The organism is Profundibacter amoris, from assembly GCF_003544895.1.
In the GTDB taxonomy this organism is placed as follows: Bacteria; Pseudomonadota; Alphaproteobacteria; order Rhodobacterales; family Rhodobacteraceae; genus Profundibacter; species Profundibacter amoris.
Genome location: NZ_CP032125.1, coordinates 2162360 through 2183751 on the forward strand (window position 1 = coordinate 2162360; position 21392 = coordinate 2183751).

25 protein-coding genes and 1 pseudogene are annotated in these 21392 nt (G+C 54.4%); 5 read left to right on the forward strand and 21 right to left on the reverse strand.

Going from position 1 to position 21392, the window contains the following annotated elements; translation table 11 throughout:
• The first annotated feature begins 147 nt into the window (after positions 1–147).
• Positions 148–369 carry a hypothetical protein gene (locus tag BAR1_RS10810; protein ID WP_118943029.1) on the forward strand — a complete coding sequence of 74 codons (222 nt, stop codon included), beginning with the start codon at positions 148–150 and terminating at the stop codon, positions 367–369.
• 29 nt (positions 370–398) lie between these two features.
• Here the strand turns inward: BAR1_RS10810 and BAR1_RS10815 are convergent, their stop codons facing one another.
• Complete coding sequence (locus BAR1_RS10815; protein ID WP_118943030.1) at positions 399–860, reverse strand: SMI1/KNR4 family protein; 462 nt, start codon at positions 858–860, stop codon at positions 399–401.
• A gap of 90 nt (positions 861–950) precedes the next feature.
• Positions 951–1775 (reverse strand): annotated as a pseudogene (locus BAR1_RS10820) (IS256 family transposase); the annotation flags it as partial.
• Between the two features lie 117 nt (positions 1776–1892).
• Between BAR1_RS10820 and BAR1_RS10825 the strand changes: the two are divergent.
• Positions 1893–2942: a Fic family protein gene (locus tag BAR1_RS10825; RefSeq protein WP_118943031.1), complete on the forward strand. Its 1050-nt coding sequence runs from the start codon at positions 1893–1895 to the stop codon at positions 2940–2942.
• 6 nt (positions 2943–2948) lie between these two features.
• Here BAR1_RS10825 and BAR1_RS10830 read toward each other — a convergent pair whose 3' ends face one another.
• From BAR1_RS10830 to BAR1_RS18205, 8 genes are all read right to left on the reverse strand, one after another.
• Positions 2949–3452, reverse strand: a complete 504-nt coding sequence (locus BAR1_RS10830; RefSeq protein ID WP_118943032.1) for a hypothetical protein — start codon at positions 3450–3452, stop codon at positions 2949–2951.
• A gap of 15 nt (positions 3453–3467) precedes the next feature.
• On the reverse strand, positions 3468–4121 hold the full coding sequence (locus BAR1_RS18015; protein WP_162891756.1) for a hypothetical protein: 654 nt from the start codon (positions 4119–4121) through the stop codon (positions 3468–3470).
• A gap of 124 nt (positions 4122–4245) precedes the next feature.
• Entirely contained in the window at positions 4246–4788 is a 543-nt protein-coding gene (locus BAR1_RS10835) for a recombinase family protein (RefSeq protein WP_118943033.1), read from the reverse strand.
• A gap of 78 nt (positions 4789–4866) precedes the next feature.
• A complete protein-coding gene (locus tag BAR1_RS10840; RefSeq protein WP_118943034.1) occupies positions 4867–5514 on the reverse strand; it encodes an aspartate/glutamate racemase family protein in 648 nt (215 codons plus the stop codon).
• Positions 5515–5563: 49 nt separating this feature from the next.
• The gene (locus tag BAR1_RS10845; RefSeq protein WP_118943035.1) at positions 5564–5893 is read right to left on the reverse strand and encodes a putative quinol monooxygenase; all 330 of its coding nucleotides are present in this window, start codon (positions 5891–5893) and stop codon (positions 5564–5566) included.
• A gap of 4 nt (positions 5894–5897) precedes the next feature.
• A complete protein-coding gene (locus tag BAR1_RS10850) occupies positions 5898–6539 on the reverse strand; it encodes a LysE family translocator (RefSeq protein WP_118943036.1) in 642 nt (213 codons plus the stop codon).
• Between the two features lie 54 nt (positions 6540–6593).
• Positions 6594–8969 (reverse strand): Tn3 family transposase, encoded by a 2376-nt coding sequence (locus BAR1_RS10855; protein ID WP_267128375.1) that lies wholly within the window; start codon positions 8967–8969, stop codon positions 6594–6596.
• 53 nt (positions 8970–9022) lie between these two features.
• Positions 9023–9499, reverse strand: coding sequence for a DUF4158 domain-containing protein (locus BAR1_RS18205; RefSeq protein ID WP_228408536.1), 477 nt, complete (start codon positions 9497–9499; stop codon positions 9023–9025).
• A 75-nt stretch (positions 9500–9574) separates the two neighbouring features.
• Between BAR1_RS18205 and BAR1_RS18020 the strand changes: the two genes are divergently transcribed.
• Positions 9575–10111, forward strand: coding sequence for a DUF6880 family protein (locus tag BAR1_RS18020; RefSeq protein WP_162891757.1), 537 nt, complete (start codon positions 9575–9577; stop codon positions 10109–10111).
• Between the two features lie 563 nt (positions 10112–10674).
• On the opposite strand, the gene BAR1_RS10875 is transcribed toward BAR1_RS18020, so the two are convergent.
• From BAR1_RS10875 to BAR1_RS10900, 6 genes are all read right to left on the reverse strand, one after another.
• On the reverse strand, positions 10675–13329 hold the full coding sequence (locus tag BAR1_RS10875; RefSeq protein WP_118943039.1) for an erythromycin esterase family protein: 2655 nt from the start codon (positions 13327–13329) through the stop codon (positions 10675–10677).
• Between the two features lie 369 nt (positions 13330–13698).
• On the reverse strand, positions 13699–14400 hold the full coding sequence (locus BAR1_RS10880; protein ID WP_118943040.1) for an IS6 family transposase: 702 nt from the start codon (positions 14398–14400) through the stop codon (positions 13699–13701).
• A 45-nt stretch (positions 14401–14445) separates the two neighbouring features.
• The gene (locus BAR1_RS18410; protein WP_118943041.1) at positions 14446–14574 is read right to left on the reverse strand and encodes an RHS repeat-associated core domain-containing protein; all 129 of its coding nucleotides are present in this window, start codon (positions 14572–14574) and stop codon (positions 14446–14448) included.
• Entirely contained in the window at positions 14562–14903 is a 342-nt protein-coding gene (locus tag BAR1_RS10890; protein ID WP_118943042.1) for a hypothetical protein, read from the reverse strand. The genes BAR1_RS18410 and BAR1_RS10890 overlap by 13 nt, the downstream gene beginning before the upstream one ends.
• A 29-nt stretch (positions 14904–14932) precedes the next feature.
• Positions 14933–15835 (reverse strand): DMT family transporter, encoded by a 903-nt coding sequence (locus BAR1_RS10895; RefSeq protein ID WP_118943043.1) that lies wholly within the window; start codon positions 15833–15835, stop codon positions 14933–14935.
• Between the two features lie 38 nt (positions 15836–15873).
• Positions 15874–16080, reverse strand: coding sequence for a DUF2061 domain-containing protein (locus tag BAR1_RS10900; RefSeq protein WP_118943044.1), 207 nt, complete (start codon positions 16078–16080; stop codon positions 15874–15876).
• 102 nt (positions 16081–16182) lie between these two features.
• Here BAR1_RS10900 and BAR1_RS10905 point away from each other — a divergent pair, with 102 nt between their 5' ends.
• Positions 16183–17043 carry a helix-turn-helix domain-containing protein gene (locus BAR1_RS10905; RefSeq protein ID WP_118943045.1) on the forward strand — a complete coding sequence of 287 codons (861 nt, stop codon included), beginning with the start codon at positions 16183–16185 and terminating at the stop codon, positions 17041–17043.
• A gap of 42 nt (positions 17044–17085) precedes the next feature.
• Positions 17086–17754, forward strand: coding sequence for a signal peptidase I (lepB, locus tag BAR1_RS10910; protein ID WP_118943046.1), 669 nt, complete (start codon positions 17086–17088; stop codon positions 17752–17754).
• Positions 17755–17836: 82 nt separating this feature from the next.
• Here lepB and BAR1_RS10915 read toward each other — a convergent pair whose 3' ends face one another.
• From BAR1_RS10915 to BAR1_RS10935, 5 genes are all read right to left on the reverse strand, one after another.
• Positions 17837–19096: a 3-hydroxyacyl-CoA dehydrogenase NAD-binding domain-containing protein gene (locus BAR1_RS10915; RefSeq protein ID WP_118943047.1), complete on the reverse strand. Its 1260-nt coding sequence runs from the start codon at positions 19094–19096 to the stop codon at positions 17837–17839.
• Between the two features lies 1 nt (position 19097).
• Positions 19098–19463 (reverse strand): hypothetical protein, encoded by a 366-nt coding sequence (locus tag BAR1_RS10920; RefSeq protein WP_118943048.1) that lies wholly within the window; start codon positions 19461–19463, stop codon positions 19098–19100.
• A gap of 12 nt (positions 19464–19475) precedes the next feature.
• Positions 19476–19952, reverse strand: a complete 477-nt coding sequence (locus BAR1_RS10925) for a lipocalin family protein (protein WP_118943049.1) — start codon at positions 19950–19952, stop codon at positions 19476–19478.
• Positions 19940–20263, reverse strand: coding sequence for a hypothetical protein (locus tag BAR1_RS10930; protein WP_162891758.1), 324 nt, complete (start codon positions 20261–20263; stop codon positions 19940–19942). The genes BAR1_RS10925 and BAR1_RS10930 overlap by 13 nt, the downstream gene beginning before the upstream one ends.
• A 61-nt stretch (positions 20264–20324) precedes the next feature.
• The gene (locus BAR1_RS10935) at positions 20325–21368 is read right to left on the reverse strand and encodes an aldo/keto reductase (RefSeq protein WP_118943051.1); all 1044 of its coding nucleotides are present in this window, start codon (positions 21366–21368) and stop codon (positions 20325–20327) included.
• Positions 21369–21392 lie beyond the last annotated feature (24 nt).

Genomic DNA, 21392 nt, shown 5'->3' on the forward strand with positions numbered 1-21392 from the left:
AGGGCCAAAGTAATATAAAACGGTAAATATTTAATTGTTTAATCTCTAATAGTTAGCGTGTTATCGTACAATTTCGCCCTCTACCGGACTCGACCCCAAGAACGTGACCAGCGCTCAAAATGGGATTGGGTCACGTTGGGATGTGCCATGCTGGTGGCGGCTATGTTGGCCGGTGGCGCGGCGTATTATTATGCGCAAACCACAATCAGAGCCAATGATTTCCAACGCTCAATTAACCTTATCAAAAATGATGACACCGCAGAATGGTGCGACATCGCCAAAGGACAAAATATCCAAGGAAGCGATGAGAGCTGGTTTTGTGCCGTGCAAATGCGACAGTTTCAAGAGGAAGAACCGGCGGCGGAGTGAGCCACAATCTTTCTGACAAAAGATTTGGGTCAGGTGATTTGTTCACCAATGTAACGCCCCAAAAAATCAACAAAATTATCAGCTACTTGCTTTCTCGCATCGCCCATTTTCCGGACTACAGGGTATTCACCATCATCTGATTTTGTCGATGTATCCATAACAAACTGCTCGCCAAAGTCGGTGGTGCAAATTGCTATTTCATTGTCATTTAAGAAACCCTGATTACGGTCGGCGATGGTTTTGCTCGCCACATCAAACATATCCTGCTCGGAATACGATTTTGATATCGCGTAGATATCGTCACCAAAGACCGTTCCACCACCATAATTTTTCAAAAGCCAGATGTAGCTGGGAGGGAGCTTCACCCCTAAGCGCTTTTCTGTTTCTTCAATCCGTTTCTGTGAGGGGACTATTTCGCTATCATGCGTCCCAAAATCGACAGTCACATCACGCTTCTCTTCGATTAGCGAGGCTACTTCATCATAGTCCATTATCTACTCCCCATATGTGGTTGCACGATTGCGCCAATACTGACCCCGCCAAGTGTCAAGAGCTATGCCCAAAAGTTGGTGACGGCCTTGTCAGGCGGCATTTTGATGTTTCTTGATCCCGTCCTTGAACTCAACCCCTTGAATGATCTCGGGTAGGCGGTTTTTACCGTCGAGTTTGCGCCATTTTTTCTTGGCAGACATCATCAGCTTGTAGACCATGGACAGCGCTGTTTTGCGGCTCAGGCAGCCCTTGGTTTTTCGGGTCCGGTTGCGCACGGTAGCGAATACGCTCTCGATTGGATTGGTGGTTCTGATGTGTTTCCAGTGCTCGGCCGGGAAGTCGTAGAAGGTGAACAGCACATCTTTATCTTTGGTCAGCTTCTTGACTGCGCGCTCGTATTTCACACCGTATGTTTCAACGAACAGGTCAAAAGCCGCAAGAGCATCCGCTTTTGTCCCGGCTTGCCAAATATCCTGCAAACCAGCCTTGGCTTTTTCCTGAAGCGGCTTTGGCATCGCCCCCAGGACGTTGGCCATCTTGTGGACCCAACATCGTTGTTCCCGAGTTGTCGGATAAATATCGCGCAGCGCCGTCCAGAACCCCAGAGCACCGTCACCTATTGCCAGATCGGGCGCAATTGTTAGCCCTCGTTTCTTCAGGCTGCGCAGAAGCTCCCGCCAGCTGTCCGCATTCTCGCGAAACCCGTCCATGATGCCCAGAATATCCTTGTCGCCATATTCATCGGCCCCGATAATCACCAGCATACATTGACGATCGTCATCCAGGCGCGGGTTGAAGTAGACCCCGTCAGCCCAGATGTAGACATAGCGCTTTCCCGCCAGATCACGTTTACGCCACACCTCGTATTCGTCCCACCAGGTCGACTTTAGCCGCGAGATGGTCGATGCTGTCAACGGCGGAGTAAAAACCTGCCAAAGGGCGGCGTAAAAACCGGCCACTTGGGACGCATGGTTATTGCGCTATTTTTCAGTTGATTTGCAAACGGGTGTAATTGGGTGTATTAATGGTCCATGATCAATACTGATACACTTGAAATCACACCCGAGATTCTCTCGCTCATTGCCGGGATCGACGAATTCAAGGGTGCATGGCGCGCCTTGGGGACGCTGGCACCGGAACGTTTATCGGCCTTGCGGCGGGTGGCAACGATTGAAAGCATCGGGTCATCCACCAGAATTGAGGGCAGTCGTCTGTCGGACCGGGATGTGCAACGCCTTTTGGCCAATCTGGAAATACGCCTCTTTGAAACCCGCGACGAACAAGAGGTGGCCGGTTATGCCGAAGTGATGGAGACGGTGTTCGAATCCTGGCGAGATATTGCGGTGACAGAAAACCATATCAAACAGCTTCACCGGGATTTATTGCGCCACAGTTCGAAAGACGAACGGCATCGGGGCGCCTATAAAACCTCGATGAACAGCGTCGCGGCTTTTGACGAGACCGGCGCGCAGATCGGGATTGTATTTGAAACCGCCTCACCATTCGACACACCGCGCCTGATGGAAGAACTGCTGGACTGGTTTAACCGCACGACTGAGGAAAAATCACTGCATCCGCTGCTGGCTATAGGGATTTTCATTGTCGTATTTTCGGAAATACACCCTTTTCAGGATGGTAATGGCCGGTTGAGCCGGGTGCTGACGACACTGCTGCTGCTTCGCTCCGGCTATGCCTATGTTTTGTTCAGTTCACTGGAAAGCGTAATTGAGCAAAGCAAAGAGGGTTATTATCTGGCCTTGCGCCAGACGCAGGGCACGATCCGGACGGACCAGCCGGAGTGGGAGCCATGGCTGTTGTTCTTTCTGAAGGCGCTGCGACAACAAATGGTCCGGCTGCGGACGCGGGTGGAGCGTGAAAAGCTGATGATGGGAGAAATGTCAGAGTTGGCGGCACGGATTATTGAGCTGGTGCAAGAGCACGGGCGTTTAAGTATAGGCGATGCGGTCAAACTGACAGGGGCTAATCGCAATACCTTGAAACAACATTTCCGTGCGCTTGTAAGTGAGGGTCATTTGAAGCTGCATGGCCAGGGGCGCGGGGCATGGTATTCTCGCGCATAAGTGATGTTATGTTAATAAAGTGGGATTTACCTCTTCATACATCTCGTAGAAGGATAAGTCCCCTTCATTTAACTGTTTGTACATGGCTTTCTTTTTTTCATTTAGTTCTAAGTTTCCTTTCGTTGTAAAATCAGAGTTATGGTTACGGTTTTTCCTGTAATGCTCCATAAATGTTTCTGGCATCATCATACGATATGTCTTAACGAAGTACGCATGGCGATAATACCAAAAATACATCCCGTCAGAATATGCATATGCCGGTATCTTTTCGGGTTTCCCAGGTTCTAACAAAGCAAAATCATCCCACATTGGTATTAAAGACAAAAATTTATCCTGTACCATGTAAGAGAATAGTTCCTCAGCTTCCTTCTCTGATAAAAGGCCGAAATAATCAGACGCTTTGGGCAACATCTCATATGTGACCCCGGTCGGCAATCTATCAAATATGTAGGGTGCAGATAATTTAGCTCTATTATCCCACTCTTCCTTATACCTCAAAAAGGTCTTCATAATATATCCTCTTGTTCAATTGGGATGAAACGTATGCCAGTCTACTGTGTAACCAGATAAATCGAACATATGCGCTTCCCCAAATGCATCATGCGTTGCTAAAACCCAACCATTTATGCCTTGATCCCATGCAACAGGAACACTAGGGGCATATACGGGTCTGCCTAATTGATTTGCAAGTTCCTGAGCTGTGCCATTGCTGCCACTCCAACAAGACGCCAAGCATACCATTGTGTTTTCGAGTTCATCATAGCTTGGGTTAGCACGAATCGCATCTGCAATTTGGGCCACGTTTGTGGGTAATTCATCGACGTAAAATACGCCACCAATTTCATCATAAGTCTTTGATCCGTGAACAATTACTGTATGACCAAACTCGCCGCCATCGCTTTGCAAAAAAGTGTTTATAGTACGAGAATCCGAACCAATAGCCGTTTTGCCGTCACCAAAATGGACCAAAGCCCCAGTCTCAATATTTGAGTTCCCAGAAAGCCAATCACTTGGGGTTGTTGACTTAATATTCCCAGATTTTATTAAAGCTGCGACAGATGCCATTTCTAAGCCACCTGAAAGCAAGTCATATGTAAGTTCCGCGTAGGCTTCAGGCATGCCAAGATCAATCAAAGCTTGGGTGCCAAGACGGGTTACAGGCACACCGTCCCACAACATCCTACCTCCGGCGACGGTCGCATCAATGCCATTTACCAGCGGCAGTACCATTAGCTGGGGTAATCGGCCCGAACGTGTGATTCCGGTCAACTTGAAGAACACAAGCGGAACATTGGCAAATACGTTATTTTATTGCCCTATATAATGTAGAGCGATTTACATTTAGGGATGCGGCAACGGCAGTTGGCCTTTCGCCGCCATCGATCAGCTTTTTTGCGTGTTTGATCTGGGCAGAAGTGAGTGCAGGAGGGCGGCCGATGCGAACGCCGCGTTTTCGCGCGGCTTTTAAACCGGCTTGGGTGCGTTCAACAATGAGCGATCTTTCAAATTCGGCAAGTGCGCCCATCAGATGGAATGTCAGACGCCCTTGGGCAATTGTTGTATCGATGCCTTCGGTCAGGCTTTGAAAATGCGCACCTTTCTCTTCGAGGTCGCGGACGACTTCAATCAAATGCGGTAACGACCTTCCTAAGCGATCCAATCGCCAAACCGTAAGGATGTCACCGTCGGTAAGGGAAGCCAGCAACTTATCCAGCTTCGGCCGCTTGGCAGAAGCGCCCGATATTTGCTCGATGACAACTTTTTTGCATCCCGCAGATTTCAAGGCATCCTTTTGCAGGTTGGCATTTTGATCGACGGTTGAGACGCGGGCATATCCATATTTCATGCAAGTCTTTTGCAACAAAGTTTTGCGACACCCTTAGTTGGTATTTCAAAACCAAAACAGAGTGAAATTTCATGCGAGTTAAGATTTACCTGCGATCTCAATTGCTCGTTTGGCGGCCAGCAGGGGCGAGGAGACCACCGGAGGACCCGCATTTTCCAACAAACCTTCAGCGACACGCATCGAGGCTTGGGCCAGAACAACGCAGTCGGTGTGTTTTCTCTGTAGTAATGCAGCCTTTATTGTTTCGGCGATTTCAGTCGCAAACATAGCCATTTCCCCGCGCTCAAAATATGGCCATGCCGACTTACACAGAATAATTTCAGGTCGTATCACTTTGCCCATTTGCAAGGCGCACTCGTTGAGCAGCGCTAAAGTTGCGTCTCTTGTACTTTCAAGGCAGATCGCGACGAGGATATTTTCACCACTCCGGCATGCCTCCTCCATAACTGGGCGGTCAATTCGGAAAATATGCCTGTATGTTTTTGACAACTCGTCGGCTATCGGACCAAGGGTAGAACATGTGCAAACGACTGCTTCTGCTGCTGAAAGCTCGGTTAAAGCTGCAATTGTCTCAGAGCGCACATCTTCCAAACCATTTCGTTGCGCGCGCTCAAGTAAGCTAGAATCCACTTTATGAATAAGCTCAACCTTGCTGTTCAGGTTTTGAAAAATCCCGTCAAAGGTCTTAACGTGAACTTCAGCGGTGTGTAAAAATGCAATGCGCATATTAATCCTATAGAACAGCAATTTGGCAGATTTTTAATCTGCAAAACAATTAAGCAACAAAAGGTAGAAACGGAACCCGCTCGCGAAAATCGGCTTTGGAAACCAATTCATCCACAACATTCAATAAATGCTCTGACGCATTGTGTGTGTCCCAAGCCGCCTCATTTTCATAAAGTTCATACACTAGGAATTCAGCTGGATTGTTTGGCGAGCGATATGGCATGAAAAATTTCATTCCCGTCTCAGCCATGGACGGCTTGACCAGGCTTTCCAAGATGCTGGCAACCGCATCTGCTTCACCGTCTTTGGCAATAATCCTGACCATTACCACAAATCCGGTATTCAGGTTTATCGCAGCAGGGTTGGTATAATTCTTCATAACTTCAGCTCCGACTTGTTAGAAGACGCAGGCCAGCCAAAGCGAAAAACGTGCCAAGAACACCTTGAATTATGCGGCGAGAATTACCGTAAACCTTGACCATTACTGGCGTTGAGAATGCCACTGCGTAAAGTAGATGAATAACAATGGATAAGATAAAAGTGCCTATTACGATGGCCGCGCCTACCCATAGTGGTACATCATGGCGAAGCCCGAGTGAAATAATTGCGATCCACGCGAGGGCGGCCTTGGGGTTGGTCATCTGAATAAGATAGCCGCGTTTAAGATACCCCAATGGTGTTCGGCGTTCGCCTGCCAATTCTTTTGCTTCGATATCGTGCTTCGACGCCGCTGATTTAAAAGACTTGTATGCGAGCCAAAGAAGATAGAGTCCCCCGAATATTTTTATTGCGATAAGCGCGGATGCATAGCTTGCCATTATTGCGGACAAGCCAAAAACGGTAAGAACAGCCCACGTAAAGGATCCTGTGGCGACCCCCATGGCCAGTGCTATGCCTGAAGAGCGGCCCACACTCATTGAAGTTCCAATAACTGCCAAAACATTAGGCCCCGGGCTGGCGATTGCGAGAAGAAAAGCTGAATATGCGAGCAAAATGCCCGGCAGATAAATTGTGATATCTTGCATGAAATGTCCTTACGCCTAAAATTATATGTTCACATAATGTTCTGAAGCCATTAATTATGCAACCCTATTCTGAAAATCCATCCTGCTATCCAAATCCAGCTCAAACCGCCCGTATGGATTTACATGGCTGTAGATCAACGGATTAAGGCCGCGATAGTCTTCAGGTGCCAAACGGCTGGCCCATTTCGGCTCCGCCAACACCGATTGCATCATCTGCGTGTTTACATAAACCAATGATGCCTGAAGCAAATGCAGTGCATGCACGGATATTTCCTGATCTTCCCGACGGTTTGTCGCAATTTCACCGACCTTGCCAAAAAACACAAACCCGTTGGCACGGTTCCAGTTTTCAACCACATTCAGCCCTTCATGAATTTCCCTGCGAAACTTTTCCTGCCGTAAATACTTGCACAGAAAAATGGTTTTGATTGCGCGGCCTAGTTCACTGAGAGCTTTGTAGGTGGGGTGCATCACATCTGACCGCGTAAACCGCCGTAGAATTGCTTCGGGATCAGCGGTGCCACTTTGCATAGCGGCTGCATATTTCACCATCTCATCATATTGTTGTTCGATCTCGCCCCAATTGATGACACTGGACAGGATGGGCAGCAAGTTTGATAACTTCGAGCGCATATTGGCACTTGGTATGGCCAGTTTTTGGCGGGCAATAGCTTTCAGCCTTGGGGCAAGCTCAAATCCCAACAAGTGGCAGAACGCAAACCCGACAACACTTTGCCCGTGGCTATCAACATATTGGCGTTGAATTTCCATATCCGTGCAATGGCGCAAAACGCCCTCGATCATCGAGGCAACCTCCGACGAGGAACAGCGTTTAAGTTGAGCATAGATGCATGTAGAACGCTTTTCCACATGCCAATAAATCATCACGCCTCGCCCGCCATATCTGGCATGCCATTCGGTCATAAGATTTCGATCCCATGCGCCAAACTTTGTAGAGTCCGAAGCACAGCCTGTGCCAACATCTCCCCAAATGGCTTTGTTGCGAATTGCCAGTGTTGCATTCGCAACCTGTGCGCAGGCATCTTTTAGGGCGGCAGGGTGAATAAAACGCCTGCGGATGTGTAGTAATTCTTCATAACTGGCATCACCCGCAGCCGCGATACGTTTTATGCCTGCATTTGTCCCGAGACCATACAGGCAAAGCAAAAGACGTTTATCTATATCGGCCTTTGGTAAAGAAACCCGCGAGGCAGAGCTTTCAAAAGCATTCAAAAATCCGGTATCAAGCGCTGCTTCCTTTAAAACATCGAGTAACCCGGTCATCGGCCAACGCTGCCCAATTTCTGATTTTATAGCGATAAGGCCTGTTGGTTCTGGCAAGGGCTTATATGGGGTGATGGAGATGCGATTGTCGCCCCGCCAAAGAATGCGGACCTTATCATTTGCTGGCATTTCGACATTCAGCGACCGTAGTTCCTGTTCAAGTTTTTTCCGAATGGATCGCGTGAACTCTTTGGCATCCTGCGTCAGTTTCAGCTCGGCGTAATAATCTTGGCGCTTAATCTCAAAATCCTTGGGAAGGTCATCATCAGGGTTTCGATAGCGATCCGCTCCCACAACCCATATTTCCTTAGCGCGGATGCAGGTTCGCAATTGGCTGAGAACACAAAGCTCATAACTGATCCGGTTAATGCGCCCGTCCGCATCAATAACAGCACTGCGCCATTTTTTAGGGATGACATCCATCGTCGGCACATCATTCTCCGGGACATAACGGGTCCCACTCCCCTGCATACGTTTAATCCAGTCCAAAGCTTCTAGTATGGGCCGCCAGACTGCATTGTTTGAGCGGAACTCCAATACCGAAAGCAGGTTAGGCAGCATTCTGCGATAATGGCTGGCGTAGGAACCCCGCATGACAGCATAAATACGCTTTTCAAGTGTGCCTTTGGCGCGGTGCTCATTAATAATCGCGGCCAGTTTCACTTGTCCAGCTACAGGAAAAATTACATCCGACACGCGACCGTTGGGCTTAAACATTGCCGCAGTCGCAATATCGACCAACAGGCGCTCTTTTCCGTAAACCTTTTCAATATCACGCGCGATACCAGAAATGACTTTGCGCTTTGAGCGCACATTGATTTTGTGAATGGTTTCAACCAGCAGATCGATTAAATCATCAATGATATGTGCTTCACGGTGCATTAAATAGACCGCATAAAACCCGAGCCTGCGTCTTTGATCGTGCCTGCGCATTTCAGAGGCTTTCTCACCACCCACACGCCGCACAATCTGCTCAACCCATGTTTTGCCAAGCTCTGACAACATTTCGCTGGGAAGCTGTAGGCGTTGAATGAACGCCAGCCGCTCCGTAACATTCAAAAAGTTTTCCAATGATGCGCGACCGGCATCTGCCTTAATTGTGTGAAACCCAGATGAGCCATCCGGGTCAGATAAAGAGGCTTCCATTAACCTTAATGTTTCGTCTGAAAGACGACTTGCAATCCTATCAAGCCAACCCTCTAAAAGCGATGCCGTTCAGAACGGACAATGCGCTCAATTTCGCTTGGTGCAGGCCGGATGATTTTACGATCACGGCACCATAGGAATATCTGCTCAACCATTGCCGCCACTGATCTACCTGTGGGGCAAAGGTCAGTCTTTACCCAGGAAACCAAAGCGGCGCGATCAGAAGCATTCAAACGCTGAAAACCAAGATATTCTAGAATATCTGCACGATGGCGGCGTTTTGATCGTCCACCAAAACTCAATTCGGTTAAGTCAGGCTGTTTATTGCCTAATTGTTCCGCCAAATATGAAACGGCTTCCGAAGGAATATCACTCGCATCATGGGCAAAACACCCGTTTACGGCAAAGTATTTGAGTTGCACGGCCAGCACATATCGAGTGGCCTTGGGTTTTGTGCTTAGAAAGTCCAGATCAGCAAAATTCAAACTCCAGGCGCGGGCCAATTCCTCTGTAGATAATTCTGAATGCATTGAACGACTCCTTCTAAAAGAAGGAATAGGCAACAACCCTATGCCATAAGTGTCAATCTCAACTTTGTTCCCTACATGTTCCTCAAGTTGGCCGAAATCACACGTTCGGGCCGATTACCCCTGTTTGAGCGCGTCGACGATTCCTCGGGCCGCGTTCAGGACGTCTATTATCAGGCGATCGAGGCGACCGGTACTCTGGTGCAAACCTTGCCCAAGGCAGAGGCCAATCTGCTGCCCGACAAAATTATGGCCGCACTGGGCGAAAGCACGCATGGCTATCTGTCTGATCTGACCACGACCGTGGCCCCACATCTACCGCAAGACACCCTGATCCGCTGGGATGCCGATCTGAAAGAGGCCATCACCGAACGCCAAGCCAAGGAAGCGGCGCGCCATTCGGATGGCTGGTTCTACTCCATAACCTCGCAATGGGCCGAAATGCGCCAGACCATCGCGTCAGCGTCTGGAGATATCGACCTGCTTATTAAGCTGGAGGCGAAAAAGCCCCCGCATATGCAAGCGACGCTCGGGATCGCCGCGCAGCTTCTGGAGGTCGGACGCAGCACCGAGGCGCTACTGGGTGCGCAAACTGGGCCGCAACACGTTTGGTAAGGCCGATGCTGGCCGCGCGTACCATTTGCTTTTGTCGCTGCCGTGGCATGCTGCCGCGAATACGGCTCCAGTCACGATCAAAGAAGTCGCCACTCATGGCGGTGATTGCATTATTCTGGGCCATCGGCAAAACCCTCCAGAATGCGCGAGACTTCACCAGACAGGTATATCCAACCAATTGTGCGCTTTGAGTTCTGTGCGCGTGGCGTCCAACTACCTGCCGAGCAGATCGATATCGCACCATACATGCATCAGGCGTTCCCCAATCTTCTGGCCAACGGTCACCATCAGCAGATCCTCAGGCGGAATGCCTTCTCGGAGTGCCGTAGAAATCTGACGTAAGCAGGTCCGCTTGTCTCGGATCCTGTCGTCTGGATATTTCGCCAATATCTTTTAAGCTTCTAAATCTTCGACCTCTTCCTCCGCCGCCTCGCGCTTGCGCGTAGGTGGTTTATGGATGGTTTTAGGATGGTTTGGGGTCCACCGTGAACCCCGTACCCCGTTCACCGTGGACCCCGTACCGGGTTCAGGCTGGCTAACGGTCCCCGGGTAATTTCTGCGGGCTATAACCCGAATGGATAGGTCTCATCCTCGCCACGGCCTACCTGTCCGGGCAGCGGCACCACGGCGCTGGTGCGCTCGAACCAGACATAACCGTCATACTCAGCACCCAGAAGCGAGTGGCTGTAATGGCTCCAGCGCTCGGTTTCCGGCCGGTAGATCACGCCGATATATCGCTCCAGACGGGCCTCGGCCATGGCCCTGCGCAGGTCCGGTTTGGCACCGGGGCGCAGGTCCAGCAGGAAGCGCTCTCCGCCAGCTTCGTGGCACAGGTTTTCGTGACTATCCGGGCGCGAGGGGCGCACTGCCTTGACCTCCATCGGCCCGTCCCAATCAGTGGCCGCCGCCACTGTTCCGGTATGGGTGCCAAAGCCGATCAGGGCAACGTCACTGCCCCATTCCTCGCGGCTGAGCTGGCCAATATTCAGCTGACCACGATTGACGCCCATATCGGTCACCCGCGCATCGCCAATATGCGAGTTATGCGCCCACACCACCGCCTTGGCGCTTGGTCCCACATGCTCCATGATTTGCTTTAGCGTCTGGAACATATGCGTATCGCGCAAGTTCCAGCTTTCATCGGAGCCATAATACATCACCCGGTAATAGCGTTCCGCATCCTTCACCAGGCGGGCGTTTTGCGTGCTGTCGAAAAAGGTGTCGCCATCGGCGCTGGCATATTCAAGCTGTTTGCGCAGCAGGTCCACCAGCACCTTGGCAACCGGGTCTTCGCACATGGCATAGCCACGGGTCAGCGCCGCGCGGCCATAAGCAGCGGGCTCTTGCGACCACGGCTCAAGACAGCCATAGCGCTTGCGCGCCACCGCCGCCGCCTCGGGGTCAACCCGGTCGAGATAAGTCAGCACTTCGGCGATCGAACTTGACATGCTGTAGAGGTCAAGCCCCTGAAACCGCACCCGCTCGACTTCGGGCAAACCGGCATTATAACTGCGCAGCCAGTCAACGAACTTGTCCACATCCTTGTTTCGCCACATCCATGTGGGAAAGCGGGTGAACGGCGCCACGTTGCGTTTGCGCGTACCAATACCGCGCACATGCCGGTCAATGGTCGCTGCATCAGGCCAGTCTGCCTCGACCGCGATGATGTTGAACCCATGCTTTTCAATCAGCCGTCGGGTGATGGCGGCACGGGCCCTGTAGAACTCGGACGTACCATGCGAGGCCTCGCCCAGCAGCACTACGCGCGCCGCGCCATAGCGGTCGAATGCGGCGCCAAAGGCAGGGTCATCGGGGTCCGGCAGCGGCTCGGCCCCGGCGCGCACAACCTCCACCGGAGTGGCGGGCGGCGGCGCTTCTTCACCTGGCGTAACCAACGGCGCCTCGGCAGGTTTGGCCAGATAATGCTGGAACCAGTCGCCTGCCATCTCGGTCACCGCTTCAAGCTCTCCGGGTGCCTCGAACAGATGTCCCGCACCCGGTACTTCGCGTAGCAATTTTTCACAATCAAGCTGCGCCAGCGCGGCATGGTTAAGCTCCATAACTTGCGGATCATTGCCACCAACGATCAGCAGTGTCGGCGACTGCACGTCAACCAGACGCGGCCCCGCAAGGTCCGGTCGGCCGCCGCGTGATACCACCGCCGAGACCCGCGGCCCCAGTTCGGCAGCCGCCAAAAGCGCGGCCCCGGCACCGGTGCTGGCGCCAAACAGGCCCAGCGGCAATTCAGCCAGCCCCGGCTCGCCGGAAATCCACAATTCGGCCTCCAGCAGACGCTCGGCCAAAAGCGGAATGTCAAACACGTTGCGCCGGTCGGCGGCCTCCTCCGGGGTCAAAAGGTCCAGCAAAAGCGTGGCAAAGCCCAGCTCGTTTAGCTGACTGGCCACGGCCCCGTTGCGCGGGCTGAGCCGGCTAGAACCGCTGCCATGGGCAAACAGCACTATGCCGCGCGGTTCGGGCGGCACCACAAGGTCACCGATCAGTCCGACCGGCGCAATTGTCACCTCGCGCCGGAGCGTCGGCCCGCGCGCGTCATCCCCCACCTCCGACCATGCCCTGCGCAGATAACCCACTGTTTCTTCGTCACTGAGCTGATGGAAGTCGCGGAAGGCGCCGCCAACCCCGCGAAAATGTTGCGCTGCTATCAGACACACCACTTCGTCGGCAATCTCGGACAAGGCCTGCACTTCGCTGGCAGGGGCAATCGGGATGGCGGCCACTATTCGATTGGCCCCAAGCCGGCGCAGGGCGACGATCGCGGCCTTCATGGTGGCGCCGGTGGCCAGCCCGTCATCGACCACAACCGCCGTATGCCCGGCTGGGCTGATGCGCGACCGATCGCCCAAATAGGCTGTGCGGCGGCGCTGCATTTCTGCAAGTTCCCGGTCGCGTGTTTGGTTCAAGTAAGCCTCGCTCGCACCCGAACGGCGCATGACCTCGTCATTGACCACCATTTGCGGCGGGTCGCCCTCGACGATGGCGGCAAGCGCCACTTCCGGATTGCTGGGCGCACCAATCTTGCGCACCAAAATCAGGTCAAGCGGCGCGCCCAGCGCCTCGGCCACCTCGGCGGCAACCGGCACGCCACCGCGTGGTAGTGCATAGATTACGGGCGAGATATAATTCTTATTCGCCAGTTCCGCGGCCAATTTTCGGCCTGCATCCCGGCGATCGGTAAAAACAAGTGCAGAATTAACCATGTGAACCCCCTTTGCCGGCCAAGCGCATCGGCCGAGCATGCTTGCATTAAGTTCGCATTATACCCGTTTTGCGGGATTTTCACCATGATCCAGAGCAAACCGGGGGTTTGTTGCCGGGATTAGAGATGAGCAACAAGTCGCCTTTACCCATGGTCTTAACAAAAGCGCCTGATAGCACTTGGTAGACGATCCGTGCAACACGCCTCCACCGGGCCGGGAGTGGAGCAACCGCAATCGCGCAAAAAGGTGGCAGAACGAGCGGAGTGTGTTTTGCGTCGATCAGTTCAATCAGCAATGATAATGTTGCAGTTGCACGAACGGTGTTGTCACGTTAACTGGCTTACTTTGAAAAAGCCACGGTTCTGATATTCAATCAGCGTTGACTACGGCATTCCAAGCATCAAATGCTTCTAGCCGGTGATATCGAATTGTTAATGCGGAGCGGCGACGGGCTGGAACGGAAAAGCAATTTCGGATGGCGGAGTGGATTGACACGAACCGCTGCAAGCTACCCGGCGAACGATAACCTTGCATCGCCCTTTCCCGCTTCCGGAACGGCAGGTGGCTGTTTTCGGCGCGATTGTTCAATCCTTTGTGAGACCGATGTTCCACGCCCGGCGCGATCTTTTGCCTAGCTGCGCCGTAGGATCGTAATTTGTCGGTAATGAAGCGTTTCGGGGTCCGCCCGTGCCTCTTCATTAATCGGGCAAGCAGACGTTTTGCTGCTGCCGTATTGCGTCGGCTCTGCAAGATTTCGTCCAGAACTACCCCATTCTGATCAACCGCACGCCACAGCCAGAATTTACGGCCCTTAATCGTGACAACGACTTCGTCCAAATGCCAGATATCCCCAGGTTGAGACTGTCGGCGGCGTAGTTCACGCGCAATAGCGGGCCCGAATTTCGCAACCCACCGACGGATTGTTTCGTATGAAATGTCGATACCGCGTTCCAGAAACATCTCCTCCACTTCGCGCAAGCTGAGGTTGAACCGGCAATAAAGCCAGACCGCATGGGCGATGATTTCAGGTGGAAAGCGGTGGCATTTGTAGCTGAGGCGTGATTTGGTCATCAGCAACAATTACCCACCAATGCCACTTTCTGCAAATATCGATAGTTAACGTGACAACACCAAACTATACGCATACCTGTTCGTCCCGACCCCCGCTTTGGTCACCTCAAACCAGTCCGGCTGGATGAACATCCCCAGCCTCGGGTCATAATACCGCGCGTTCAGGTATTGCAGGCCGGCGTCGACGTCGAAGCGTTCTCCCGTTGCCGCTCTCGGGGTTTGATGTAGTCAAACCCCGAGAGCGGGATGAACCCCTTGGTCTCGGGCAGGGCCGCCGGATCGGTGACAAACTCCACCGCCTCGCCGAAGGGCCGGTATGTGACCTCTTTGTCAGACGCCCCATCCACCCCCGTCATCACCCGCACCGAGCCAAGCTGATCGCTGTGCAGATAACTTGCCACCCCGTCCACCGGGTCGCCCGTCTTGTGGCGGATGCGCAGATTGGGGTGCGGATAGAACAGGATTTCCTCACCCGTGCCTTGCCCGAAATCGCGGGTTTCCACGGGGCCGGATTGAACGGATTATTTCTGCCCTAAATCACCAGCACCAGCAGCAGGATCGACACCAGCAGGATCACGATCCCCGCCACCTCGCGCCAGGTACTGCGTTCCTTGAAGTAGAAATAGGACGCCAGCGCCCCGAACAGCAGTTCCACCTGTCCCAGCCCTTTTACATAGGCCACGGTTTGCAGGGCAAAAGCGGTGAACCAGCACAGGCTGCCGACCATCGACATGATCCCCATCAGCCCCGCAACCCGCCACGCCGCCAGCACCCGCGTGATCTGCCCGCGTTCGCGCGCCAGCAACCAGACCGCCAGCACAACGCTTTGAAACGCCGTGACCACCGCCAATGTCAGATTGGCCCGCAGGAATGTGTCCCCATCCCCCAGTGCCAGCACCCCGCCGCGATAGGCCACGGCGGATACGGCAAAGGACAGGCCCGACAGCAGGCCCAGACCGGCCGCAGGGTTGAAGATGCGGCGCAGCAACGGGCCGCTGTTGCCCGGCGCATCCGACAACAGGATCAACCCGACAAAGCCGATCACAATCGCCAGCACGCCCCACAGCGACAGCCCTTCGCCCAGCACGATAAACCCGACCAGCGCCGACAGGATCACTTCGGTGTTCTTGAAGGTCAGCCCGACCGCAAAATTGCGTTGCGAAAACAGGGCCACAACACACATCGTGCCGATGATCTGTCCAAGGCCCCCGATCACCACATAGGCCCCGAACACCGGCTGGACCGGCGGCAGGTCGAACCCGCGCAGCCGCATGTAGATCACCACAATCAGCGCCACCAGCGGTGCGGAATAGAGGAAACGCGCGAATGTCGCCCCTGCCACCGACAAGCGTGTCGATTTCAGGTGCTTTTGCAGCATGAACCGCAGGTTCTGCGAAAAAGCAGCCGCGATGGTGACAGGGATCCAGAGTTCCATGCCCGCTTATTGGCAGGCCCGCGCGGCAGTGTCGAGGGTCAGGCGCCCTTGCGCCCCCAACCGATCCGCGCCCATAGACGCTCGTACCCGATATAGGTCATCAGCCCAACCGCCGCATTGGCCAGCGCCATCACCCCGCCAACCCGCATGGATCCGGTAAAGCCGTAGCCCACCGCCGACATGGTGACCAGTCCCAGCAACTGCCAGCAAACCGCCTTGACCCATGTGCGTTTCGGTGTGTCCATTGTGATTGAAATCCCTTCCCCGACAGGTCTATCCCGCACGCAGGTTTTTGTATATTCAGGGAATGGAAAACATTTATACCCCGTTGCAGGATAAATTCACCAATCCAGAATAAAACCGACAAACGCGCCCGCGCCGCCCTATTTCGCACCCGTCTGGCGCAGGCGCTGGACCATAGCGGGATGTCCCGCAGTGCCCTGTCACGGGCGGTGGGGGTGGATCGCTCGACCATCTCGCAGTTGCTGAAAGGGCAAGGCACCCGCCTGCCCAATGCGCAGGTGGTCGGGGAATGCGCCGCCGCACTCGGGGTGTCGGCGGACTGGTTGCTGGGGCTGGCGGAGCATCCGGAAATGGCGGTCGATCTGCTGGCCTCGGCAATGAGCATCACGCCCGCCTCGCGCGCGCTGGTGGATGCGGAAATCTTCAACTGGCACCAAGAGGCCGCGGGTTACAAAATCCGCCACGTTCCGGCCACCCTGCCCGACATGCTGAAAACGCCCGACTTGCTGGCCTGGGAATACGAGCCGCAACTGGGCCGCTCGCCCGAACAGGCCACGGGCGCGGCCACCGATCTGCTGGACTGGATGCGCAACTCATCCTCGGATTACGAAATCGCCCTGCCCCTGCACGAACTCACATCCTTTGCCCGTGGCGAGGGGTATTACACCGGCCTGCCCGCCGGTATCCGCCGCGCCCAGATCGACCGGATGCTGGAGTTGCACGACCAGCTATACCCGTCCTTGCGGCTGTTCCTGTTTGACGCGCGGCGCCTGTTCTCCGCCCCGATCAGCATCTTTGGCCCTTTACTGGCCGTAATCTATCTGGGCCGAAATTATCTGGCGTTTCGCGACAAGGAAAGGGTGCAGGGGCTGATCGGCCATTTCGACTGGCTGGTGCGCGAAAGTGTGGTGTCGCCCCGCGATGTGCCCGAGTATTTGCGGGGCTTGCGGGGGGAGATTGGGTGACGTAAAAACTCCCTTGATAGTTAGCCAGAAATAGAATTCTCTATGTTTATGAAACAGTTCCTATCTATTGGTCTCTTTTGCATCGCGCTATTCATCCCTTTCACGGCGAATGCTCTTTGTATCTGCCTTGAATGCGCGTGGAAACCCAAGCGCCATTTCATCATTGAATCTGAACACATGAAACCGAACCTCAAAACAGGGGATTGTGTTATTTTCGATCTTGTCCAAACATCGCCACCTGCGATTAAACGCGGAGATATAATTGTATTTGATCACCCTGTGAATCGCGGGGCTTCCTTTGTTAGCAGAATAATCGGCCTGTCTGGTGATGCAATCCAGATGAAAGATGGTGTTGTATGGCTGAACAACGCGCCTCTACCGCAAAAGAGCTTGGGAACTATCGAAGAAGTATTTGTGCGAAACGAGATATCAGGGATGTATCCCCGCTGCTCGAATAATCCTAAGGTTGGCGGCGTATGTAAACTAAACCAGTTTGAAGAAACACTTCCCGACGGCACACAATATACCATTTTAGATGTGGCAAAGCAGTTTTTGGACAATACGCGGGAATTCACCATCCCTGACGGCCACATTTTTTTACTTGGTGATCACCGTGATAACTCTGCCGATAGCCGGATAGCATCATCGGCAGGTGGTTTTGGCTTTGTCCCAGTCGGAAATATTATCGGGGTTCTAAATGACCTTCCCTGAACTTGCGGGGCCGGGTTTCGTGTGTGACCGCCCTCCGCGATTACCCCCCCACACCTACCTAGCTGTAGCAGGTTTCGCCGTCTCATCTATCCTCCCCAACCGCACGCCCTGCACCATCGGGTAGGTCCAGCGCCGCGTGCGCCGTTGCAATCTGGCCCAGACGGGCCGCGATATGGTCTGCCGGCACCGTCGCCCGCCGCGTGTCCAGACTAACATGGATCAGCATATGTTCGCCCGTGGCCAGCAACCGGTCCCCCTCATACATCCGGTGAAACAGATGCATCTTTTTGCCTTCGCCCAGCAGGCATTGGGTTTCCACCCTGATGCGCGCGCCGGCGTGGACTTCGTCCAGATGGCGGATATGGGTTTCCACGGTGAAATAGCTGCCGCCCGAGGCGATGTAATCCGCGTCACAGCCAATAATTTCCATAAACCGGTCGGTGGCATCGCCAAAGGCCTGTAAATAGCGTACCTCGTTCATGTGGCCGTTATAATCGGTCCAGTCCAGCGGCACGGTGCGGGTGACGGTCGGGAGGGGCTGTTTGATATCCAGCACCGGTTCCGCCTGTGTCGCGTCAAAGCGGTTCAGCACCGCCCCTGCCCCCGCATCCTGCGCCTTGAGCGCACGCAACATGGCCACCAGAACCGCGTCCTGTGACGCATCCAGCCCCGATGCGGCCCAGCGCAGGCCAAGGCCGTAGCGCAGCACATCCGAAATGTCATCCGCTGTGGCCATGCCCTCGGCGATCAGCCGGTCAGCCTCGGTTTGCAGCGCGTTTTGCAGCGCCACCGAAACCCGTTCCTCGCCCTGTTGATCCACAGGGGCCATGCCGATGCCCTGCAACACCTCTTTGGCCCGCGCTGTTACCTCGGGCGAATTGACGTCATTCACGGCCAGTTCCACCAGCGGCAACAGATAGATCGGGGCAATCGCATGGGCGGCGATGATCTGTTCTGGCCGCGTGGCACAGCCCTGCAATTCGGCCAGCGTAAAGGTGCCCGTTGACGAGGCAATCACCGCGCGCCTGTCGCAATGTTCCTGTATCTTCTGGAAAACCTTGCGCTTCAGTTCCAGCCGTTCGGGCAGGCATTCCTGTATCCAGACAGCGCCATCCACCGCCTCGGAAATGGTCTGGCAAAACACCATATCGCCCGTTTCGGGCAGGGCCACGTCCGACAATCCGGGCAACCCGCGCCGCGCCTGTTGCAACACCGCCCCGACCAGCCCCCGCGCCATATCGTCAGGATCGAATAGCCGCACATCCCAGCCCATCACCCGGAACCGCGCCGCCCAGCCCGCGCCGGTTTCCCCCGCACCAATGATCGCCACTGTCTGTTTCATATCAATCCCCGCAGCGAATGAACCTTACCGGTTCGCCCGCCCCGTACCAGATATACAGAATATCCGCCCCGTCCATCATCAGCACATTATAGGCGGTATAGGTTTCGCCCTCTGCCGAACATTTCGTGGCCAGTTCGTAATAGGCATATTCGTCATTTCCCCTGACCGAAGTAATCTTGCATGAATTTTCATACCCCTGCATTTGCGTCGCCGTCAGGCGGATTGGCGCGGGCGTGATGCTGCCGATCCGGTCGGCGTTCCTGCACCATTCATAATCGCCGGTCCAGACACCCGTCCAGTTCGGCTCGGCTGCAATAACGGGGCTGGTCATCAATACACCGGCGCAAATCGCAATCAGGTTCTTCATTTTCAAATATCCCTATTGTTTAATAATCAACCGGCCCAGATCATAGCCGTTCCAGTCCAGAATTTCACGCGCCGCCTGCATCCGGTCGGGCGGAATGTGTTGATCCCTGTTCAACACCATCGCAAAACTGCCATCCACCGAGCCAATCACCGCAGTGCGATAGGTCTGGTCCACCCACATCACCCAATGTTCACGGCCCTTGTGCGCCCCGCCCTTTGGCGTGAACCGTCCCGGTCCGGTGACAGGGGCAATGCTGTGGTTTTCTTCCCCGTTGCAATTGCGTTCAACCCAGTAAAACCCTTGCGGTGTTATGCCGGCCCGCACCCCGCACAAGGCCGGATCATAACTGGCCACCACCACCCAGTCCCCTTTGAACAGAGACGGATCAAACAGCGCAACCGAGGTGATCCGCGCGGAAAGATCCCGATACCCCGCGACGGGCGCACAGGCCGTGATTGCGAACAAGAGGGTGAAAATCAGTCGATGCAAATCTCGGACACCTCGCCGTTATCATCAATCATACTGAAACAACCGAACATAGGTGTGACAGCGGAACAGGTATGAGTATCACCAAAACAGACCCCCTCACAATCCTTGCCGGTCTTGCAGGATTTTCCGGCATCGTTTGTGTCGTGAAAGCAGGCATTGCCAAACAGTCCCGCGCGTTCATAACGGCCGCCGCTGTCCTCGCACTGTTTTTGCGCGGCACGGATGTCGGCACGGGTCATGCCCATCATGTCCGGGTCTTCCTGACAGCCGGACAGGGCCAGCAGGCCAACGAATAAAATCAGGCTTTTCAAAATAACCTCTTGCTTCAGAAATATCCGCGCCGACCCAGTGAACACCTATTCCCGCCGCCAATCAATAGGGTAACGGGTGCGCCTTGTGGGCTGTGTTGATTTCCGCCAGAATCTCGTCACTCAGGGTGATATCCGCAGCGCCCAGCGCCAGTTTCACCTGATCCAGCGACGTCGCCCCGAAAATCACCGAGGTCATAAAGGGCCGTGTTGCACACCACGCCAGCGCCATTTGCGCGATATTCAGCCCGTGGCGTTCGGCAATACCCTCATAGGCGTCAATCGCCCCCCAGACACGGTCGGTGATGCGCCCGCTCAGGGTTGTGTTGATGGTGCGGCGTGATCCTTCTGGCGTGACATCGGGCCTGTATTTACCCGTCAGAAGGCCCGTTGCCAGCGGTGAAAAGGCCAGAAGGCCAACGTCTTCGTTCACGCTTGCCTCGGCCAGATCGGTATCGAACAGGCGGCACAGCAGGGAATATTCGTTCTGGATCGACACCATGCGCGGCCCCGCGCCGGCATCGCTGGCACAAATCCACTGCGCCAGCCCCCAGGCACTTTCGTTCGACAGGCCCACATGGCGGATTTTGCCGGCCTCCACCTGACGCTGCAATTCGCCCAGAACATCGTGGATATGGGCAATGGTTTCTTCGCGGTTCTGGCCCGAGGGGTCGAATTCCCAATGTTTGCGGAAATGGTAAGAGCCGCGGTTGGGCCAGTGCAACTGGTAAAGGTCGATGTAATCGGTTTGCAGCCGCTTTAGCGACCCCTCCAGCGCCCGCACAATGGCGCCTGAGGAAATATCCTCGCCATCGCGCACAAAACCGCCGTTGTTGCCGGTGATCTTGCTGGCCAGAACCACATCACCGCGCCGCCCCGTTCGGGCAAACCATTCACCGATGATTTCCTCGGTTCTGCCCGCATGCTCGGCGGCTACCGGATTGACCGGATACATTTCCGCCGTATCGACAAAATTGATGCCGTGATCCAGCGCCATGTCGATCTGGGCGTGCCCCGCGTCCATGGTGTTCTGTGTGCCCCATGTCATCGAGCCAAGGCAAAGTTCGCTTACCTTCAGGCCGGCGCGGCCCAGTTCATTCATGCGCATGTTCTGCTCCCTGATGTGTCAGGG

Excerpts from the sequence above, each read along its gene's own strand:
- BAR1_RS10880 (WP_118943040.1), bottom strand. The coding sequence starts at position 14,400 with ATGACCAAATCACGCCTCAGCTACAAATGCCACCGCTTTCCACCTGAA.
- BAR1_RS18205 (WP_228408536.1), bottom strand. The coding sequence starts at position 9,499 with ATGCATTCAGAATTATCTACAGAGGAATTGGCCCGCGCCTGGAGTTTG.
- BAR1_RS10845 (WP_118943035.1), bottom strand. The coding sequence starts at position 5,893 with ATGAAGAATTATACCAACCCTGCTGCGATAAACCTGAATACCGGATTT.
- BAR1_RS10840 (WP_118943034.1), bottom strand. The coding sequence starts at position 5,514 with ATGCGCATTGCATTTTTACACACCGCTGAAGTTCACGTTAAGACCTTT.
- BAR1_RS18015 (WP_162891756.1), bottom strand. The coding sequence starts at position 4,121 with ATGTTGTGGGACGGTGTGCCTGTAACCCGTCTTGGCACCCAAGCTTTG.
- BAR1_RS10815 (WP_118943030.1), bottom strand. The coding sequence starts at position 860 with ATGGACTATGATGAAGTAGCCTCGCTAATCGAAGAGAAGCGTGATGTG.
- BAR1_RS18020 (WP_162891757.1), top strand. The coding sequence starts at position 9,575 with ATGTTCCTCAAGTTGGCCGAAATCACACGTTCGGGCCGATTACCCCTG.
- BAR1_RS10855 (WP_267128375.1), bottom strand. The coding sequence starts at position 8,969 with ATGGAAGCCTCTTTATCTGACCCGGATGGCTCATCTGGGTTTCACACA.
- BAR1_RS10935 (WP_118943051.1), bottom strand. The coding sequence starts at position 21,368 with ATGCGCATGAATGAACTGGGCCGCGCCGGCCTGAAGGTAAGCGAACTT.
- BAR1_RS10810 (WP_118943029.1), top strand. The coding sequence starts at position 148 with ATGCTGGTGGCGGCTATGTTGGCCGGTGGCGCGGCGTATTATTATGCG.
- BAR1_RS10875 (WP_118943039.1), bottom strand. The coding sequence starts at position 13,329 with ATGGTTAATTCTGCACTTGTTTTTACCGATCGCCGGGATGCAGGCCGA.
- BAR1_RS10825 (WP_118943031.1), top strand. The coding sequence starts at position 1,893 with ATGATCAATACTGATACACTTGAAATCACACCCGAGATTCTCTCGCTC.
- BAR1_RS10895 (WP_118943043.1), bottom strand. The coding sequence starts at position 15,835 with ATGGAACTCTGGATCCCTGTCACCATCGCGGCTGCTTTTTCGCAGAAC.
- BAR1_RS10915 (WP_118943047.1), bottom strand. The coding sequence starts at position 19,096 with ATGAAACAGACAGTGGCGATCATTGGTGCGGGGGAAACCGGCGCGGGC.
- BAR1_RS10920 (WP_118943048.1), bottom strand. The coding sequence starts at position 19,463 with ATGAAGAACCTGATTGCGATTTGCGCCGGTGTATTGATGACCAGCCCC.
- lepB (WP_118943046.1), top strand. The coding sequence starts at position 17,086 with ATGTTTATGAAACAGTTCCTATCTATTGGTCTCTTTTGCATCGCGCTA.
- BAR1_RS10900 (WP_118943044.1), bottom strand. The coding sequence starts at position 16,080 with ATGGACACACCGAAACGCACATGGGTCAAGGCGGTTTGCTGGCAGTTG.
- BAR1_RS10835 (WP_118943033.1), bottom strand. The coding sequence starts at position 4,788 with ATGAAATATGGATATGCCCGCGTCTCAACCGTCGATCAAAATGCCAAC.
- BAR1_RS10830 (WP_118943032.1), bottom strand. The coding sequence starts at position 3,452 with ATGAAGACCTTTTTGAGGTATAAGGAAGAGTGGGATAATAGAGCTAAA.
- BAR1_RS10850 (WP_118943036.1), bottom strand. The coding sequence starts at position 6,539 with ATGCAAGATATCACAATTTATCTGCCGGGCATTTTGCTCGCATATTCA.